Source organism: Roseibium sp., from assembly GCF_965216085.1.
GTDB lineage: Bacteria > Pseudomonadota > Alphaproteobacteria > Rhizobiales > Stappiaceae > Roseibium.
In genome coordinates, this window is the sequence record NZ_OZ244138.1 from 3,767,218 (window position 1) to 3,783,860 (window position 16,643).

General features: G+C 59.9%; 20 protein-coding genes. 2 read left to right on the plus strand and 18 right to left on the minus strand.

Annotated elements, in window-relative coordinates; all coding sequences use genetic code 11:
* Positions 1-10: 10 nt before the first annotated feature.
* Genes ACOOFE_RS17675 through ACOOFE_RS17695 form a run of 5 tightly spaced genes read right to left on the minus strand, consistent with a single transcriptional unit; the run spans position 11 to position 6,647 of the window.
* Entirely contained in the window at positions 11-736 is a 726-nt protein-coding gene (locus ACOOFE_RS17675) for a DUF2793 domain-containing protein (RefSeq protein ID WP_420411268.1), read from the minus strand.
* Entirely contained in the window at positions 729-4,616 is a 3,888-nt protein-coding gene (locus ACOOFE_RS17680) for a baseplate multidomain protein megatron (protein WP_420411269.1), read from the minus strand. The genes ACOOFE_RS17675 and ACOOFE_RS17680 overlap by 8 nt, the downstream gene beginning before the upstream one ends.
* Positions 4,616-5,092 (minus strand): peptidase P60, encoded by a 477-nt coding sequence (locus tag ACOOFE_RS17685; RefSeq protein ID WP_420411270.1) that lies wholly within the window; start codon positions 5,090-5,092, stop codon positions 4,616-4,618. Before ACOOFE_RS17685 ends, ACOOFE_RS17680 begins: the two co-directional genes overlap by 1 nt.
* Positions 5,082-5,972 carry a DUF2163 domain-containing protein gene (locus tag ACOOFE_RS17690; RefSeq protein WP_420411271.1) on the minus strand — a complete coding sequence of 297 codons (891 nt, stop codon included), beginning with the start codon at positions 5,970-5,972 and terminating at the stop codon, positions 5,082-5,084. The genes ACOOFE_RS17685 and ACOOFE_RS17690 overlap by 11 nt, the downstream gene beginning before the upstream one ends.
* A 39-nt stretch (positions 5,973-6,011) precedes the next feature.
* Positions 6,012-6,647 (minus strand): phage distal tail protein, Rcc01695 family, encoded by a 636-nt coding sequence (locus tag ACOOFE_RS17695; RefSeq protein WP_420411272.1) that lies wholly within the window; start codon positions 6,645-6,647, stop codon positions 6,012-6,014.
* A 98-nt stretch (positions 6,648-6,745) separates the two neighbouring features.
* Here ACOOFE_RS17695 and ACOOFE_RS17700 point away from each other — a divergent pair, with 98 nt between their 5' ends.
* Positions 6,746-7,000: a YdcH family protein gene (locus tag ACOOFE_RS17700; RefSeq protein WP_141187535.1), complete on the plus strand. Its 255-nt coding sequence runs from the start codon at positions 6,746-6,748 to the stop codon at positions 6,998-7,000.
* A gap of 22 nt (positions 7,001-7,022) precedes the next feature.
* Here the strand turns inward: ACOOFE_RS17700 and ACOOFE_RS17705 are convergent, their stop codons facing one another.
* The 3 genes from ACOOFE_RS17705 to ACOOFE_RS17715 are packed head-to-tail and all read right to left on the minus strand — an operon-like array spanning position 7,023 to position 8,110.
* Entirely contained in the window at positions 7,023-7,556 is a 534-nt protein-coding gene (locus ACOOFE_RS17705; RefSeq protein ID WP_420411273.1) for a phage tail tape measure protein, read from the minus strand.
* A gap of 15 nt (positions 7,557-7,571) precedes the next feature.
* Positions 7,572-7,763 (minus strand): phage tail assembly chaperone, encoded by a 192-nt coding sequence (locus ACOOFE_RS17710; RefSeq protein WP_420411274.1) that lies wholly within the window; start codon positions 7,761-7,763, stop codon positions 7,572-7,574.
* Positions 7,763-8,110 carry a gene transfer agent family protein gene (locus tag ACOOFE_RS17715; RefSeq protein ID WP_420411275.1) on the minus strand — a complete coding sequence of 116 codons (348 nt, stop codon included), beginning with the start codon at positions 8,108-8,110 and terminating at the stop codon, positions 7,763-7,765. Before ACOOFE_RS17715 ends, ACOOFE_RS17710 begins: the two co-directional genes overlap by 1 nt.
* A gap of 96 nt (positions 8,111-8,206) precedes the next feature.
* Between ACOOFE_RS17715 and ACOOFE_RS17720 the strand changes: the two genes are divergently transcribed.
* The gene (locus tag ACOOFE_RS17720) at positions 8,207-9,217 is read left to right on the plus strand and encodes a DUF2235 domain-containing protein (RefSeq protein WP_420411276.1); all 1,011 of its coding nucleotides are present in this window, start codon (positions 8,207-8,209) and stop codon (positions 9,215-9,217) included.
* 9 nt (positions 9,218-9,226) lie between these two features.
* On the opposite strand, the gene ACOOFE_RS17725 is transcribed toward ACOOFE_RS17720, so the two are convergent.
* The 10 genes from ACOOFE_RS17725 to ACOOFE_RS17770 form a co-directional block, all read right to left on the minus strand.
* Positions 9,227-9,640 carry a phage major tail protein, TP901-1 family gene (locus ACOOFE_RS17725; protein WP_420411277.1) on the minus strand — a complete coding sequence of 138 codons (414 nt, stop codon included), beginning with the start codon at positions 9,638-9,640 and terminating at the stop codon, positions 9,227-9,229.
* A gap of 161 nt (positions 9,641-9,801) precedes the next feature.
* On the minus strand, positions 9,802-10,218 hold the full coding sequence (locus tag ACOOFE_RS17730) for a DUF3168 domain-containing protein (RefSeq protein ID WP_420411278.1): 417 nt from the start codon (positions 10,216-10,218) through the stop codon (positions 9,802-9,804).
* The gene (locus ACOOFE_RS17735) at positions 10,215-10,535 is read right to left on the minus strand and encodes a head-tail adaptor protein (protein ID WP_420411279.1); all 321 of its coding nucleotides are present in this window, start codon (positions 10,533-10,535) and stop codon (positions 10,215-10,217) included. The genes ACOOFE_RS17730 and ACOOFE_RS17735 overlap by 4 nt, the downstream gene beginning before the upstream one ends.
* A complete protein-coding gene (locus ACOOFE_RS17740; RefSeq protein WP_420411280.1) occupies positions 10,532-11,101 on the minus strand; it encodes a head-tail connector protein in 570 nt (189 codons plus the stop codon). The genes ACOOFE_RS17735 and ACOOFE_RS17740 overlap by 4 nt, the downstream gene beginning before the upstream one ends.
* A gap of 148 nt (positions 11,102-11,249) precedes the next feature.
* Positions 11,250-12,479 (minus strand): phage major capsid protein, encoded by a 1,230-nt coding sequence (locus tag ACOOFE_RS17745; RefSeq protein WP_420415602.1) that lies wholly within the window; start codon positions 12,477-12,479, stop codon positions 11,250-11,252.
* Between the two features lie 98 nt (positions 12,480-12,577).
* Complete coding sequence (locus tag ACOOFE_RS17750) at positions 12,578-13,093, minus strand: HK97 family phage prohead protease (RefSeq protein WP_420411281.1); 516 nt, start codon at positions 13,091-13,093, stop codon at positions 12,578-12,580.
* Between the two features lie 256 nt (positions 13,094-13,349).
* A complete protein-coding gene (locus ACOOFE_RS17755; RefSeq protein WP_420411282.1) occupies positions 13,350-13,547 on the minus strand; it encodes a hypothetical protein in 198 nt (65 codons plus the stop codon).
* The gene (locus ACOOFE_RS17760; protein ID WP_420411283.1) at positions 13,540-14,748 is read right to left on the minus strand and encodes a phage portal protein; all 1,209 of its coding nucleotides are present in this window, start codon (positions 14,746-14,748) and stop codon (positions 13,540-13,542) included. Before ACOOFE_RS17760 ends, ACOOFE_RS17755 begins: the two co-directional genes overlap by 8 nt.
* Positions 14,749-14,840: 92 nt before the next feature.
* Entirely contained in the window at positions 14,841-16,157 is a 1,317-nt protein-coding gene (locus ACOOFE_RS17765) for a DNA-packaging protein (RefSeq protein ID WP_420411284.1), read from the minus strand.
* Positions 16,114-16,587, minus strand: a complete 474-nt coding sequence (locus ACOOFE_RS17770) for a hypothetical protein (RefSeq protein ID WP_420411285.1) — start codon at positions 16,585-16,587, stop codon at positions 16,114-16,116. The genes ACOOFE_RS17765 and ACOOFE_RS17770 overlap by 44 nt, the downstream gene beginning before the upstream one ends.
* Between the last annotated feature and the right edge of the window lie 56 nt (positions 16,588-16,643).

Consider the following 16,643-nt stretch of genomic DNA (forward strand, 5'->3'; position numbering starts at 1 on the left):
ACGCCGCGGCCTAAGCCGAGGGCGCTACCGGTACAAAACAGTGGACCGCCAACCGCACGGTGCCGCCTGAAAAACTGCCGCCATTGGCGGTGAGGCGCACGGCAGTATCGGAATAAAAAGCCGTCGGGCCGATCACCCCAAGATTGCTGCTGCCAGCGGCGGCGCCAAGAGATCCGCCGAATTTGGATTGTTCACCAGCCAAGCCGCAGTCGTAGGATGTAGCCCCGGTTACGGTAGCGATGGTGCGGGTCGACACACAAAAGACAATGGCCCGGTCCGGGATGATTGCAGCCGTTTCCACATAAGTGCCTGACAGCGCCGTGAGTTCTGCTTCAATCACCCGGTGTTCGCTCTGCGCACCAAAACTGCCGCGCGCCAAAAGACGTGTGTCAGAGAAGACCCCATCCATCTCTTGCCAGGCACCGGATAGATATTTCAGGCCAATGCCTTCCACGGTTACATGGACAGCCAGTCCCTCAAAGGGAGCATAAAACTCCCAAACGCCATTGCGCCATTCAGCGATTTGACCATCCCGGCCTGCCCATTCGGCTGTTGCAGAAGCTGCCACCAAATAAAGATCGCCCTCTGTCGCGACTGGCGGCACTGTCAGCGTGCGCGATTTCACAGCAGGATGGCTGAGTGCATCCATTCGCAAGAGGGATTCATTGTGGGTGACATGCTTTTGGGCTTGGGCGGCAGCCAGCAGCGGCAGCGCTAGGCGGGATGTCTCAGACATGACAGGTGGCCTTTCGTTCAAAGCCGCGCCCGGTGCTGCGGGACAGCTGGGCAACGGCGAAATTCAAACTGGTCACCGGACTGCCGAAATCCAGGAGTTCATCTGCCGCGGAATAAAGAACCTCGGACGTTCCGCTGGTCAGCGTCCGCAAAACGGCATCAGCCGGTGATAGAATGTCGACCTCATAGGCTTCCAACTCTTCACCGAGCGGTACATCGCTTTGCTCCCAGCTGACGCCACCTTTTCGCGTTTGGCGGATCCAGGACAAAGAAACACCGCCCGCTGTCCGTCTGGCTTTCAAATGCACCGGCGCCAGCGGTTTAGCCGCCCGCTGAGTGCTGGTGTGCGAGAGCGCAACGGCCGCCGGGTCATCCAGCGCGCGGCCTTGCGGCACGAGCCGGTAGTTTAGGCTAAGCCCCGACTGCTCCGCTGAGAGCGGCACCAACGGCACACGGTCTTCGGACAAGATAACGACATCCGCGTCGGAGGCTGCGCCCGATAGCATCTCAGTCTCTGTGCCACGCTGCGCCCGCAACAATGTGCTCAGCCGGTAGGTGATTGTCCCCGTGAGTTCCGCGGTTTGGAACTGCAGGACTTCCCAGCCGCCATTTTGACAGCGCACGGCCAGCGCATTGGCACCTGCCAGAACATCGGTTTCCGTCCGGCTCTGCAGCTGACCTTCAAAGAGGTCCACGTCCAGCAGATTTGCCCGGTCGAAGACCCAAAGTGGACCAGCGCTCAAAGGCGCGGTCAATTTGCCCATCACGGCGGGCGCATCGAGTGTCATGACCGGGGCAAATCCGCTTGCCGAGGCACTGCGCATCACGTTCAAGGCTCCAGGCCAGGGTTTTGCGCGCGCGGCCAGTCGCACCGCGTCGTCCGGATCGCTCTCTTTGAGCTTCGGCAGATCCAGAAAGACGGCATGAGCTGGACTGAGATCGCTGTTTTGAAAAACGGTTCCGGGCCTGTCACTGGCACTTGCTGCAGGCGATAAGTCCGCCGCAACCCGAACCGCCTCAATCCGGCGCAACCCGGCGTCTTCGATCGCGGTCACCCGCACCATCAACGGCGGATCGAATGTGGCCGTTGGCGTGCCGTTTATCGCAACAACATCGCCTGGCTCCAGGCCGATCCGGTCCGGTCCGACGGCAAAGGTCACCCGCTCACGCTCCGACCAGATCCGGTAGAGCCGCCTGTCAGCAGCAATATGCAAAGGCTCGGTCATGGAACTGGCTGGCAGGTTCCGCGTTTCAACCTGCCGGCTGCCGCCTTCGAGCCGCCGGGAGGCGGCAACCCGGCGCCGGAAATCACTTACCGGATCATCCGCCCCAAGCCGGATTTCGGCGGACAGTTCATTGGCCTGCGCCCGTGTCCGCGACAAGAGCGGTTCGTCTTCGCTCGGCTCGGCCAGATCCGCGGCGTTTAGAGCAATCGCGGCTTCCGGCGGTATGGACGAGAGCTCCACATGAGTGCCCCGGTCGGACGCCAATCCGGAAAAGGCGGTCAGAACCGGTTCCAGAACGTCGCGGGCGCTTACCGGACCGCTCAAGAGATATCCGTCAAGACTTCCCCCAAGCCCGGTCACTTTTACGTCTGCATCAGAAATACCGTAGTCGGCCAGCACTGCTTTGCAGAGCCCCTGAATGCTGATCGCACCAAAACGCCCGGAAAGCCAATGGCCAAGCCGCCAATTGCCGCCGTCCGCCCAGACATCTGAAAACATCGGAAATGCCGGAAACGGCCGCGCATCCCAGGTCCAAAGGTAAATCCCGTCCGGATCTACCATTGGCCCGCCATAAACGGCGGACACCGGATTGTCACCAGCAACCACTTCCGGATGGCTGTTGGACCACCAGCTCAAAGAGGCTTCCAGCGCCCGGCGCTGGCTGACGTCATCACGAAAGCCCCTGGAAAAATGCGGCACGGCACTTTCCGAAGATTTTGGATCCACAAAGACATTCGGTTGATTGGAGCCCCGGTCCACCGCCGGAAACCCCAGTTCGGTCATGCGGATCGGCTTGGATTGAGGCACCCAAGCTGTCGGCGATCCAACTTCGGTGCCGCCGGTACGCTCATAATGGAGATTTTGCCAAAAGCCCCAAAGATCCTTGGTCCGGTAGACCCAAGGTTTGTTATGCGCCCCATCGGTAATGGCGGTGCGCTGGCCAGAAGTGCGGTCAGCCTCAGAGGCGTAATACCAGTCATAATACTCACCGCCTTGAACACCTGCGCGCAAGTCGTTGAGATCATAGGGGTTGACGCCGCCTTCCGGATCACCGCCATCGCGCACATCTGTGAGCGGCAGGTAGTTGTCGATGCCTATGAAATCGACGTCCGGTGAGGACCAGACGGTATCAAGCGGAAACCGCAATTCGGTTCCCGACACCTGATGGGCACCATACTCGGACCAATCGGCGGCATAGGAGATTTTCGTGCCACTGCCCACGAGTGCCCTGACATCTGCCGCGAGCGCCCGCAAAGCATCGGCAAACGGATAACTGCCGCCGCCCGCATGAGATCGTGTCAGCCCGCGCAGTTCCGATCCGATCAAAATGCTCTCCACCCCGCCCGCCGCCTTGGAGAGCGCGGCGCAATGGAGGATATGGCGGCGGAAGGACCATTCGGCCGGACCTGAATAGGAAATGCTGCTGCCGGAAATGGAAAAGTCGGCCGCCGTTGCCGTGCCAACAAAGTTCGCAACATCCGCCGCGACTGTTCCGCTGGTCATGATCCGGCCCCGCCAGGGGTACGGCGCTTGTTCGGCACCTCCGTGGGGATCCGGCAAGCCGTTGCCAGCCGGAACATCCATCATGATGAACGGATACAGCATCACGTCCAGTCCGCGGCTTTTCAGGTCCTGAATTGCGGCAATGACCGTGTCGTCAGCCGGCGTTCCGCCATAGGAGGGCCGTCCATCAATTCTTGAAACTTCGTCTGCATCTGCCCGGCTGAGACCGGCAACGCTCCAGGTGGCGCCTTCCGTGACCGTGCCGTTGGCTTCCACCTTTGGACGAACGGTGCACTGGCCCGCGCGCAAATCATCGCTGAACCAGGAGACAACCAGAGCCACCCGTTTCAAGTTCGGACAGAGCGCTTGGAGCTCATCTATGCTTTCACGCCAGTCAGACTCTGCGGCCACCACATGGTGGTTGATCGAGCGCTGTTCTCCGGGCCCCAAAACTTCAGAGACCACGGTCGGCGAATAAGCAAATTCCCCGGCGCCCGGAATGATGGTTATGGCCCGAACCTGCGTTTCAAGCGGCTCCACCGGCCGGATCACCTCAAAGCTCAGCTGCGGCAAGCGGTTGCCGAATTGCTCCAGCGCCAACCGCTCAAACACCACATAGGCAGTGCCCCGATAGGCTGGAGCGGCCGTTTGATGCGCCGAGATCAGCGGATCGGGCATTTGATCCTCCGATCCATTGTAGACCCGCATCACAATCTGACGGGTGTCGAGCACTTTTCCGTCGGCCCAGATTCGGCCGATACGGGCGACCTTTCCGGAGCACAGGCCGACAGCGAAATTGGCAAAGTAGCTGTAGGTGGTGACCGTTGACGTGCTGCGGCTGCCGCCGGCCTTGCCGCCCTGTTCTTCCGTCGTGATGACTTCCTCAAAACTGGTCGCCCAGATCAGCTGGCCCGCCAGCCGGACCCGGCCATAGACTCTCGGCAAGGACGCGCCTTCACTCGACGATTGGACGGAGAGATCAGCCAGCCGCGCGCCTTCAACATTTCTGGACGCCCCGCCTCCAAACAAGGATTGGTCAATAAGATTGCCGGCAAGCGACCCTGCAGCCTTGCCGATGACACCGCCAATACCGCCCAAACCAAGGGCACCGCCGACGGCCTTTCCGGCCGCAGCCAAAACAAGTGTTGCCATCAGATGTCCCCTTTGGAAAAGGAAAATACGGCCGCGATGCGCCTGCCCCAGGTCGGCACCAGCGGGCTTTCGATGACACCGACGCGCTCATAAGCGTGGATGATCGCCGGGCTCGTTGTCAGCGATTTGCTTAAGATGCCGACATGTTTTGCCGGAACGCCATCGCGCCAGCGGAACACCAGGACATCCCCGGGCCGAGCAACTTCAAGCGTGATTTCCTGCAGCCAGGTCCGCCCGGCTTCTATCAGGGTCTCCGCGCCACCGGTTTCCGCCCAATCGGCCGAATAGCTCGGGAGATCCTGCGGCTCAGAGCCGTAGAGCGTGTGCCAGATGCCACGGAGCAATCCAAGACAATCGCAGCCTCCCCGCTTGCAGCTCGCCTGGTGCCGGTATGGGGTTCCAATCCAGGTCCGGGCCTCGGTAAGAACGGCAGCACGAACTGTCTCGGCGGCAACGCTGCTTGGTCTAGGGAACAAGGGCACTGCCATCATTTTCCCCTGTGTTGCTGCCCGGATAAGACAAGGCAAAGTCGCTGCCCGGCATGTGCGGAAAACCTTGGTAATTCAGATGATTGGCAAACTTGGCTCGACACGTTTCCAAGTCTTTCGCGCAGCCGGCCCGGACTTGAACCTGTGTGCCGGGTTCCAAAGACGTTGGTGCAGGCTGGAACAGGGATAGCACGGCTGCGCCATTTTCCATGCGGTGGCTGGCGACTTCCGAGGCAAATCCTGTCCAATGTCCGCTTTGAACCACGATCCGGCCACGGCTGAACCAACCTTCGGAAAAAGCTTCCAAACCACTGACGCGAAGCCATTCGCGGGCGGCCGTCAGCACGGTTCCTGTGCCCTGGTAGGCGGCAGTCTCCAAATTGACTTTGCAGCGGCTGTCGCCAAGATCCGCATCGCAGCCCCGGGCAAACACCCGGCCCTGCCGGGCTTCCAGAAGATGGGCCAGCCCGCGCAACTCGGACCGGAACACATCGCCGGACCGGCTGACTTCGCCGATCCGGGCGCGCCGCATCAAGAGATGGTCCGCAGGAGATTGCCAGTTGACCCGGTAGACTTGAACTTCGGCGTTGTCCCAAAGCCCAGCCTCCAGATCGATCTCCGATAAGACGGGGCTGGCAATTGTTCCGGAGACATCTCCTCCCCCGGTTGCCAAATCCGGGCCATCCGTAGTCGCCGATGCGGTCAAACCGTTTTGCGGTTCACATAAAACACCTGAGACCGTGAGCGGCCGGTCGTGATCGGTAAAGCCGAGTTTGACCGCATCCTGACGCACTATGATCCAGCAGGATGAAAGCGTGGTAATCCGGCCAGCGACATGCGCAGCCAGGCTTTCAGGTAGAACTTTCATGTGGGTTCTCTAGATAAAGAGCTCCGCAGACAGTCCGGCCTAGAGCCGGATTTCGATCAGCGGAATGGACGGAATGTCGCCGGCTTCAAAGTGGGTCAGACTGAGGTCCAATCGGTCGGTGTCGAACCGGACCGGCACATCGAACAGGAATCCCCCGGTCAAGACGCTGTCAGTGGCAGGCGCCAGGTTAAAAACGATGTCACCAGTGGCTTCCTCCACCTGAAAATCGGTCCCTTCTGACTGCTCAATGCCATCAAGCGCCACCCGGACGGTTCCTGTCACCGGCAAGCGGATGTCGCGGGAATAGGCCAGAACGCCCGATCCATACGTCTTGATCAGAGGAAACCGGGCAGCAGTCCCGTCACCGGATCCCAGCGATTGGTCGAAAACACCGGGTGCCGCAGTTCCTGGGGCCGTGCTGTGGTCAAAGGGATCACGCAGGCGGAAGCCATATAAACGGCCGCGCGCCTTTTCAAAAAGCGCGACGACCGCTTTCAGATCGTCCAGCGATCTGATCCCGGTTGCCGCATCATAACGCCGCCGGCTGTCAGCCCAGCGCGCATTGCGGGTCTCATAACCGGTGGCCAGCTGGACAATTTCCGTCCGCCACTCAGGCCCTCCCAACACGCCAAAGGCGATCGCGCCGGGAAAATTCTCGTTCAAGAAGGCTTCCATTGAATTCTCCGGCGCAAATCAGACCGAGATTGATCTTGCTCAAGGAGTTTAAAATCGCGGGGCGGCACTTTGTGAGCCTCTAAAGGAGGCAAATAAGAATGAGTCACGTTCCTCACGAACTGCATGAAGAATTCCCGGAAGCTACGGAAGTGCTTCACACCCTGAAAACCAGCGATGCGCACTTCAGCCGCCTTGCTGACGAATACCACACGGTCAACCGCGAAGTGCACCGCATTGAAACCGACGTCGCGCCAGCTTCCGATGAAGTTCTGGAAGATCTGAAGAAGAAACGTCTTCACTTGAAGGATCAAATCGCCGCCATGATTGCGGCTGCGGCAAACACCGCGTCCTGAGCCCCTCCTTTTCAGGCCGGTGTTAGAGCCCGCGTCGTCCCCGTCCGACGGCGCGGGCCACCATCGCCGAGACCTGTGCTTCAGATCTCCGGAAGCTCTCCGCGTCCTGTGTATTCACTGTGATTTGCACAGCTGGCATGGGGGTCTGCCCGCGTCCCGCGGACCTCACCCCCAGGCGCCCATCGGCACCGCGCGCGAGCGGCAAGATCGCTTCGGCTCCGGCTTCTCCCATTAGCCCAGAAGCCCCATTTCCCAGACCGAACATCGTTGGCGCCGTGACGACACCCCCCTTGGCAAACGGCAATATGGTGTCAAAGAGGTTCCCGGCGGCCCTTTCCAGCGGCTGTAAAGCCGAATTCAAAAGCCGGGACGAGGCCGATAGGGCAATTTTCTTGAATACGCTTTCAAGGGATTTTCCATCGACTAAGGCAGATCTGAGCCCACTGACCAGGCTGCGGGAAATATTCTGCGCGCTCCGGTCGATGTCTTCCATCTGAAGCCGGAAGTCTGCGATCTCCTGCAAAGGAATATCGAACTCTAAAGACCGGTCCGTCATATCCTACTCCCCAACCTATCCGGCTGTCTCGATATCATCCGGGTGCTGTTTCATCAGTGTTGTCAATTCATTCCGGTCCAATAGCGTTATCCGGCCGCACAGGCCGAGCGCCAGGTCCAATTCTTTTGGTGTTGCACTCCAGAATACTTTGGGAGGCCAGAAGAGCTTTTGCGCCGCAAGCTGAAAGAGAAGTGCCCAGGGAAGCATCAGTATCCGGCGCCCTCTTCGCTCTCATCTGACACGTCCTGATCGCCGAAGGTCGCACGCAGCAAATCCGCAGCAATTGCGGCAAACCCGGCCGCTCCCCCCGCCGTTTGCATCATAGCGACCTGATCATCAGAGACATCATTGCCTGCGCCCCGCAACCCCGCCCCCAAAAGGGTGATGATGTCCTTCGCCGATAAGGTTTCCGCGGAAAACCGAGAGAGCAGGTCAGTAAGGCTCTTACAGGAAAACGCCTCTTCCAATTCCGCCAATGCGCCCAATGTCAGCACCAGGGTCCATTTGCGGCCATCCAATGCGGCCGAAATCTCCCCCCTCAACCGGTTCACCATCGTTTTTTCTCCTTCACGGGAACGGATATTCACCTACCCTCATTGGTTGAATTAAGGTATTCTTCCACTCATTGTTAAAGTTGTTGGGAGGATAGAATGAAGCGTCTTATTATCTGCGCAGATGGAACCTGGAACAAACCTGAATCCGAAGGAGCCGAAAGCGGCAGTTCCACAAATGTCTTGAAGATCATGCGGGCAATCAAAACCACCGCGTCTGAAAACATCCCCCAAATTCGTTATTATTGCCAAGGTGTTGGCACTGGAAACTTCATTGACAAGATCAAGGGCGGCGCTTTTGGCGTTGGCCTTAGCGCCAATGTGATCGAGTGCTACCGGTTCTTGGCCAACAACTACAATGAAGGCGATGAAATCTACATCTTCGGATTTTCACGCGGGGCATTCACGGCTCGGAGCCTTGCTGGGTTCATTGGCACGATCGGTCTTGTTCATCCGCGAGATCTTGGCACATTACCAGAAGGCTGGGCTTACTACCGGATTCCACACCCCGAGCGCGATACCGCAAAGGCAAAAGCCCACTTGGCTGCCCTTGGAGAACGGGTAACTGATGTGCCGATCAAATGCATTGGCGTCTGGGACACTGTTGGGTCCATGGGCATTCCCGGAACGCTCTTAAACGGATACCGGGCAAGCGACTTTCAGTTTCACAACACGGAACTTGGCAAAGACGTTGAAGTTGCTCTCCATGCTGTGGCGATCGACGAGCGGCGCAAGAATTTCGCACCGACATTGTGGGACGAAGATAAAAAGCTCTCCAACCGGGTTCTCGAACAGGTCTTTTTCCCTGGCGTCCATTCCAATGTTGGCGGCGGTTATCCCGACCAAGGGTTATCGGACGGCGCCTTGGCCTGGATGACCGAACGGCTTCAGAGATATACAAGTCTGGAGTTCGACCCGGAATATCTACAGAAACACATTGATCGAAACCCACGAGGAAAACTGTATGATTCCAAAGGTGGAAACATATTGTGGCGTTTCCTTCCGGAACATATCCGGAATATTCCCGGGGATGCCGAATTGCATGAATCGGTACAAGATAGGATGAACGCCGATTTGGATCCGCCCTACCGGCCGAAGCAGCTGAATTGACGGACTTTGTCACTCGGCCGTGAAGCCCAGCTCCCCGGCCGACGACAGGGCGATCTCAAAGGTCACCTCGCTGTCGTGGCGCCCGGCATATTCCAGGGCTGTGACCTGAAACAGGCCTTCTAAGGTCCCGAAATCGGGAATGACCACCTGCCAAGGACGGATGGCGCCATCGAAGAACAATTGGCGCACGGCGGCATCGCTGGCGCCATCGCGGAAGAGACCGGATCCGGACAGGCTTGCTGCCCGGGTTCCGGCACCTTCCAGCAATTCCCGCCAACGCCCAGCGCTTTCGGACGTAGTGATGTCGACACTGGTGGCGTTGAGGGCAATCTGGCGCGCCCTCAAACCAGCAACTGTGACAAAAGATCCGTTCGGTTCCGCATCCAGTTTCAACAACAGATCACGTCCGCGCTGTGCGCCCATCTCGGCTGCCTCCCATTTTTCAAATTCAGGTACAAGAATCGCCGATGCCAGGATTTGCGACCTTCGCGTGGCCGTCCCGGCCTCGAGCCGGGATCTGCATCCCAAAGGCCCTCACGCGAAGCCCTGGGTGGCAACGACGATCGCCTGTGTGCGAACACAATTCAGGTCAGCGGTTCGGTGACCGCGCGCAGGGAACTGGTCGCTCTATAGCCACGGCCATCGCGCAGCCGGCGGCTTGAAATCGTGGTCATGGTTAGGTTGACCAGTCGATGGCCGGTGAGCGCAATTGGCCCGTTCATCAGAACCTCTGCGGCACGACCCGCGGCTGACGCGGCTTCATCCCGGCTACGCTCACGGGAAAAAACGCTCAAGCTTAAAGCATGGACAGCCCCCTCACCGATTTCGGCGAGCAGCGGACGGGTCTCCAGTGCTTCCAAGACCAAATAGGGAAAGGCTTCCGCCCGTGGCGGGGCTTCAAAAATCCGGTCACTGCCCAGCAGGCTTTGAAGCACTCCATCGGCTACCAACAGGCTGAAGAACCCCGCCCGGAGCGCCGTTTGTACATCGGCAAGGCTCATGGGCTCTCCTCCTCTGCATCACATAGAAGCTCGCGGCCGCGGCCATCCGGGTCAGAAACAGACAGCACGCGGAAAACTCTTGTCCCGGACACGATCCGCCAGCCGCCGGTCATGCTGGAAAAGGGCCGCAGCCGGATTTCCCAAAGTTTCCTAGACAATAGGCGCTCACCGTCAAACCGCTCGGCCTGACTTTTGAGTCGAAGAGCTGCAAAGCCAGTCCCGGCGGTCTCAAACGTGAGCGTGACTTCGCCGGACGCCGCACGCACCTCCACGGGCCTTTGCAAGACGATGGGCAGCCGGTAATCGCCGGCCCTCATAGGAGCGGCACCCGGGCTGTCGACAAAAGCCGGTCGAGCCCTTGAGGCAGGCTCGCGACCGCCAGATCGCTTCCCGCTTCCCGGTGTTCGAACCAATGTCCGGCAAGCAAACGTACCGCCTGACGGAACTCTTCCGGGATATCAGCGGCAGTGGCGCCATATCCGGCGGTGAAGTCGATTTCCGCCGCCATCAACTGGTTCACCGGTAGCCCGGCGCCGAGCTTGATCTTCACCCGTTCCGGCTGCACCGACCGGTCGAGCTGCCAATCGTCCGTTGCCAGCTGGGACGCATTGCCGTCCGTGTCGTAGACCGTAATTTGGTCAACCGACAGCACCGGGCACACCGGCAGGCGGACAATCCGGCCGCCCGGCCAGCCATCTAGGTAAAGCCGCCACGTTTGTGAAATCAGCGCACGGCGGGTGGATTGCTCAATGTGGCTGCGGGCGGCTTTCAAGAAACCGGCAAGACTGTTGTCTTCGTCTGAGCCGTTCAGCCGCAAATGGGCGCGCATTTCTTCCACGGTCACCGGCTCGGTGGCCGGGTCCGTCAAACGGATCGATGTCATGGGAGGCTCCCAAAAAAGAAGGCGCCGCGTACTCAACATGGAGCGCGGCGCCAGTCTGGGGAGGAACGACCCTCATCGTTCATAAGAACATGTGGGTCTGCGAGTTAAGACTTACAAGGCACCATTTTGTGACCCCGGCGTGAGACAATCACGCAGAGAACATCAACAATTTGATCGCATCGAAGTCTTGAACGCCACCGCCGACACGCTTGGTGGTGTAGAACAAGACGTAGGGTTTGGCCGAATAAGGATCGCGCAGGAGGCGCACGCCCATGCGGTCAACCACCAGATACCCGCGCCGGAAATCACCGAACGCAATCGCCGGAGCATCCGTCGCAATGTCCGGCATGTCTTCGGCTTCGGTAATCGGGAAATTGAGCAAGGTTGCTGCGCCCTCAGTTCCGGCTGGCGGCTGCCAGAGGTAATTGCCGTCACCGTCCTTGAGCTTGCGGATTTCGCTCTGGGTCTTGCGGTTCATGACAAACCGGCCGTTTTGCCGGTAACCGCTCTTAGCCGAATAGATCAGGTCAATCAGCGTGTCCGCTGGAGCAGAGGCAGGAAAAGCCCCGGCTGCGCCCGTCGACACCGTTCCAAGGGATCCCCAGGCCCAGCTCGCCTCTGCGACGCGCGGTACTTGCAGAAATCCAACCGGCTTGTTGGTGCCATCCCCGTTGATGAAGGCGGCGCCCTCCTGTTCGGCAAAGACGGTTTCCACTTCTTCGGCAATCCATTGATCCATATCGATGGCCGCATCGTCCAAGAGCGAGGAGGTCGCCGCCGGCATGGCGTAAAGCTCCATCGCCGGGAAAGTCAGTTCAGCCAGTTGCGGGCTGGTGGTCTGAGGCCGAACATCGGTTTCCCCAACCCAGCCTGATTGCGGCCCAGAGACGGCAAAGGGTTTTTTATAAGTCGATGACGACACTTGGCGGTTTCCGGCAATCGCCCGGATTGGCGAAACCTGGGACAAGCGCCGCATGATCCCAGCTTCGGTTTCTTCCGGAACCAAATACCCGCCGTCCGGGTCAGATCCGGCCGACAGGGCTTTTGTTTCCAAGGGGCGCAGGATCTGCTCCTGTCCGGAGCGGACGTAGGCTTCAAATGCAGCTTTATGCTCCAATGCCGCAGAGGTGAGCTGACGCGGCTCGCGGGTTCCAATCTGCGGACGGCGGCTTTTGAGCGTGAGATTATCAAGCCGCCGCTGGGTGGCATCAAGTGCCGCATCCAGCCGGTCGAGCTTTTCCAGCGAGATCACATCCGCGCTGCCCCGGTTTTCGATTTCGGCAAGCCGCGCGTCATTCACCGCCCGGTAGCTCTCGAACGTGCGGAAGAATTCATCAAACGTGCGCGCCACCTCGCCACCATCAACACCATCCGGCATCGCGGGCGGAATCGGTGCTGCCGGTGGCAGGCTACCTGGCAAATCCGCCTTGATTTCAAAAGGCTGCGCCTGCGCTTTCAACTCAGAAGCTCCTGTCATCATGCATACTCCCTGGATCTGGCTCGAACTGATTGCGGCCAATGGGCCATTGTGGGTGGCGATGGGGATAAAAGACGCACGCGCGCCTCATCGGCTTGCGGAAAGGTCACCAATGAAATTTCCCAAAGATCGATGTCCTGAAGGATCCGGCCAGCGCAGTAAGCAGTGGTCCGTCCCAGGCCCCGTCCCATGTGGCGGGCTTTGCGCGCTTTGAAGCCGATGGACAGCCCGCTTAAGGCACCAGAGGCAATCAGGCTGGCAGCTTCCTGTGCCGCCTTAACCCCGGCGGTCAATTCGCCTTCGGCCCAGAGCCCGTGACGGGTTTCCAGAAGCCTCGTCCAGCGGCCGATGGGGCGGGTGGGATAGTGCTGCCACAACAATGCGATGCGCGCGGGCGGACGTTGGGCCAAGGATCTGCGGAATGCGCCGGGAACAACGGTGTCGCCCGCACCGTCCGGTTTGCCAAACACGCTGGCATAGCCAGCGATCCGGATTTGGTTGGTGTCGCCGCTCACGTTTGGCGGTCCTGAGCGGGGCTAAGTGCATCTGCCTGAACAGAAACGGCGAGCTGATAGAGGCGGCCGGAGAAATCGCGGAATACCGGCAGATGTTCCGTACGGCGGTTTTCCCACCCAGTAAATGACCGCTGCGAAACATCCCTTGCGCGTAAACGGTGCACGCAGTTACCCGTCCGCACGCTCCTTATGGACCTGCGTTGAAGGCTCATTCGGCCCTCCTTCTCAAATGTCAGTGTTTTCGGCAGTCTTGGATCTAAAGAGTACTCAACTCGGCCAGATAGCGGTTCAGCCGAGCGACTTCGCTGACGAAGTCAGAAAAGCGCCGATTGGAGAGGCTCAGTTCGCGCACTAGAACGAGACCGATCAGCGTAGCGGTCACGGCCCAGAGAAACAGAGCCAAATGCGCCAAATCCCCGCGGGTGAGGACGCTGGCCACAAGGTCGTCAAGCATTTCCGGCTTCCCCTCCGTCTGGGTCCCGCGCGCCATATCCGACGGCGATGCGTTTTTCATCCTTTGAGAGGAAGCCAGCTTCCCCAACCCGGCGCCATAAGGCTTCGCGTTCGGACGACAGCGCCTCAATGGCATCGAGATCCGGCTCCAGCCTGAGCTCCTCGCCGAAAGCTGGTCCGAGCCAGGCCGCAAGGTGGGACGCCGTCCGGCGGACCAGCGGCAGAACGGCGCCACGCCACAACGCCCGCCCTGCTTCCTGATAATTGGCGTAAGTGTTGTCGCCCGGAATTCCGAGCAGCATGGGCGGCACCCCGAATGCCAGCGCGATCTCCCGCGCGGCCTGGTTTTTGGCTTCTATGAAATCCATGTCCTTGGGTGTCAGGCCCATCGGCTTCCAGTCGAGCCCGCCTTCCAGCAGCAAGGGCCGGCCTGCGTTGCGCGCGCCCTGATAACCATCCTCAAGTTCCGCCTTTAAGCGATCGAACTGATCGCTTGTCAGATTGAGAGCATCGCCAGCGCCATAGATCAACGCGCCAGACGGGCGGGCCGCATTGTCCAACAGCGCCTTGTTCCAGCTGGCTGCCGCATTGTGAATGTCGAGCGCCATTTGCGCCGCTTCCACCGGGGCAAAGCCATAATGATCGTTGAGCGGATGAAACAGCTTCAGGTGCCTCACGGCAGATACTCCGCCGTCGCCGTCCGCAGGAAGGCGAACCGTGCGTCCGCCCACGGTGTAGTCAAACGCCTCCGGCCAGCCTTCCGTGCCCGGCACCACCTTCACCCGGTCGGGCCGAAGCGCATAAAGCTCTCTGGGCACACCATCGACCGGGACTTGTTCCAGATAAGCGTTGCCGGAAACCAGCAGATAACCGTAGAGCGCTTCCAGAAAATCCGCTCCGGTTTCATAGGCATTAGGCCGGGCCAGCAGCGACAGCAGCGGGTGCCTGGTCAGTTCTTCATCGTCTTCGAACAGCAGCAGCGGCACGGCAGCTGCCGTTTCCGAAAGCAGCCGGACGGCCCGGTGCACCACCGGGTTTTTGGCAAAACCTTCGCGCGCAAGGGCTGCATAGTCCCGCGGGCTCCAGACAGGCTGCGCGGTGCCTTGAATTGCCAACAGCGGCCCGGTGCGCGATGCCTTTTCCTCAAGTGCCGCAACGGGAATTGTCCGGAAAATTGATTCAATTGCTTGTCTTAAGCGCATGTTTTATCGGCCCTTTCAGCGCCCGTTAAAGCGCTCCCTCAAGACTTTCAGAAACGGATTCAATTTCTTGGCAAAGTGATACAAATAGAACCTCACAGCCCCCGCACTTTTGGCTCAGCTTTCGGACCCAGCATCAACTCGGAGACCGCCCAAACCAGCGCGTCGAGCCTATCGGGGGAGCGGCGCGAGGTGAGCCCGCCAGGGCCGAAGTCGGCCATCTCATCTTCGAGTTCGGGAAAGGCACCGGCATGAAACACCTTGCTCTGGTCATAAAGCATGGCGACCGGCTCAGCCCTTGAGAACTTGCCACGTGTTGCCCGCACTTGTTTGACGGGAACAGACGGATCGGCACTGGCAATGACTTCGGACACCATGTCGCCGCCCTGATTGACCTCGGCGATCAGGCAATCGGCCTTCAGTCCATGCCACAGGCCAATCGCCGCTTCCGCCCAGTCGGACGGTTTGGCGGGACGGCGGCTGCGGTCGGCCAGAACATAGGCCTTGCCGTCCGCGCCCAGCCCTGCGGCGACAATGCCGCACGCATCGGAAGTCTTGTGTGCGGTCACTGGCGGATCGATGGCGATGACGATCCGGGTCAGGCTGTCCGGCGCCGCGTCCACCCGAACCGCTTCCAGACGTTCCCGCAACCAGAGTGCATCGGGCCGGTCCTCGATCAATTCGCCGTCAAGCTCCTGACGGCCAAGGCGCGTGCCGCCATAGCGGCCCACCACCGTTTCCAGAAATCCGGGCGCCAGAAACAACGCATTTGCCTTGGTCGGCGCATGAGTGATCGCGGTGCCCGCCTGTTTCATCAGGCGTTTGAGGAGCGGCACCGGCTTCGGGGTGGTGGTCACCAGCTGGCGGGGTTTTTGGCCCAATCTCAAGCCGAATTGCAACATATCAAAAGTCTCCTCGGCATAGGTCCATTTGGCAAGTTCATCACACCAGGCGATGTCGAATTGCGGGCCTCTCAAGGCCTCCGGGTCTTCAGCGGAAAAGGCCTGCGCCACCGCGCCGTTCGGCCATTCCAATCTGCGCCGCGTCGGGGTCCACTGCGGCCGTTCTTCTTTCGGATGCACCGTCAAAAGGCCGGACACGCCTTCCACCATCACCTCGCGCACATCAGCAAAGGTTTCGCCGATCAAGGCAATCCGCCCGGCAAACTCAGGTTCGCACCAGCCATGGCCCAAGGCCCGTGCCCGGATCCATTCCGCACCGGCCCGGGTTTTGCCGGCGCCGCGCCCGCCCATGAGCAGCCACAGCGACCAGTTGGTTTGAGGGGGCAGCTGATGCGCATGGGCAAACACCGGCCAGTCAAACGCCAGAAATCTCAGCTCTTCATCCGACAGTGCGGACAGAACCTCTTCAATCTTCCGATCGTCCGCCCAAGCGCTCAAGACGGCACGCAAGCGCCGCGCGCAGCTCCTCCCGGTCGTCAAGGTTTTTGCCCTCCCCGTCCGGTTCGGTGTCCGATTTCAAATCCATCAAGGCTCCAAGCGTTTTGGCAAGGCTTGCGAGCGTTTTGACGGTCTTGTCGATCTCCTGGAGACCGGCCGCCCCCTCCCGGCCTGCCTCAGCAAAGAGATCCTTCAGGTGGGCCTCAAGCTGGTCTATCTGCCCGGCGAAGGCCCGGTAGAGCCTAATGGCCATATCGCGCGGGCTCTGCGTATCCAAGGGTTCCTCAAGTGGCGGACTGGCAGACGGCGGTTCGGCGCATGGCGCTGGTTCCCATCGCTTCTTCTCTTTGCGCGCCTGCGCCCTTTCCCGCTTGAGCGTATCCACCAGCCCCTGCCCGGAAAACCGCTGTTTAACCGATAGATGCTCACGTTCTGCTGTCAATGAGACCTCCAAACCGAAGAGTGAGCCAGGGCGGTCAAAACCACTCCTGCTGTCCT

Bases quoted from the DNA above. Each gene is read 5' to 3' on its own strand.
- ACOOFE_RS17745 (WP_420415602.1), bottom strand. From the start codon at position 12,479: ATGCCGGATGGTGTTGATGGTGGCGAGGTGGCGCGCACGTTTGATGAA.
- ACOOFE_RS17705 (WP_420411273.1), bottom strand. From the start codon at position 7,556: ATGACGGACCGGTCTTTAGAGTTCGATATTCCTTTGCAGGAGATCGCA.
- ACOOFE_RS17715 (WP_420411275.1), bottom strand. From the start codon at position 8,110: ATGGTGAACCGGTTGAGGGGGGAGATTTCGGCCGCATTGGATGGCCGC.
- ACOOFE_RS17760 (WP_420411283.1), bottom strand. From the start codon at position 14,748: ATGCGCTTAAGACAAGCAATTGAATCAATTTTCCGGACAATTCCCGTT.
- ACOOFE_RS17710 (WP_420411274.1), bottom strand. From the start codon at position 7,763: ATGCTTCCCTGGGCACTTCTCTTTCAGCTTGCGGCGCAAAAGCTCTTC.
- ACOOFE_RS17740 (WP_420411280.1), bottom strand. From the start codon at position 11,101: ATGACATCGATCCGTTTGACGGACCCGGCCACCGAGCCGGTGACCGTG.
- ACOOFE_RS17730 (WP_420411278.1), bottom strand. From the start codon at position 10,218: ATGAGCCTTGCCGATGTACAAACGGCGCTCCGGGCGGGGTTCTTCAGC.
- ACOOFE_RS17675 (WP_420411268.1), bottom strand. From the start codon at position 736: ATGTCTGAGACATCCCGCCTAGCGCTGCCGCTGCTGGCTGCCGCCCAA.
- ACOOFE_RS17720 (WP_420411276.1), top strand. From the start codon at position 8,207: ATGAAGCGTCTTATTATCTGCGCAGATGGAACCTGGAACAAACCTGAA.
- ACOOFE_RS17700 (WP_141187535.1), top strand. From the start codon at position 6,746: ATGAGTCACGTTCCTCACGAACTGCATGAAGAATTCCCGGAAGCTACG.
- ACOOFE_RS17695 (WP_420411272.1), bottom strand. From the start codon at position 6,647: ATGGAAGCCTTCTTGAACGAGAATTTTCCCGGCGCGATCGCCTTTGGC.
- ACOOFE_RS17680 (WP_420411269.1), bottom strand. From the start codon at position 4,616: ATGGCAACACTTGTTTTGGCTGCGGCCGGAAAGGCCGTCGGCGGTGCC.
- ACOOFE_RS17725 (WP_420411277.1), bottom strand. From the start codon at position 9,640: ATGGGCGCACAGCGCGGACGTGATCTGTTGTTGAAACTGGATGCGGAA.
- ACOOFE_RS17690 (WP_420411271.1), bottom strand. From the start codon at position 5,972: ATGAAAGTTCTACCTGAAAGCCTGGCTGCGCATGTCGCTGGCCGGATT.
- ACOOFE_RS17735 (WP_420411279.1), bottom strand. From the start codon at position 10,535: ATGAGGGCCGGCGATTACCGGCTGCCCATCGTCTTGCAAAGGCCCGTG.
- ACOOFE_RS17755 (WP_420411282.1), bottom strand. From the start codon at position 13,547: ATGCTTGACGACCTTGTGGCCAGCGTCCTCACCCGCGGGGATTTGGCG.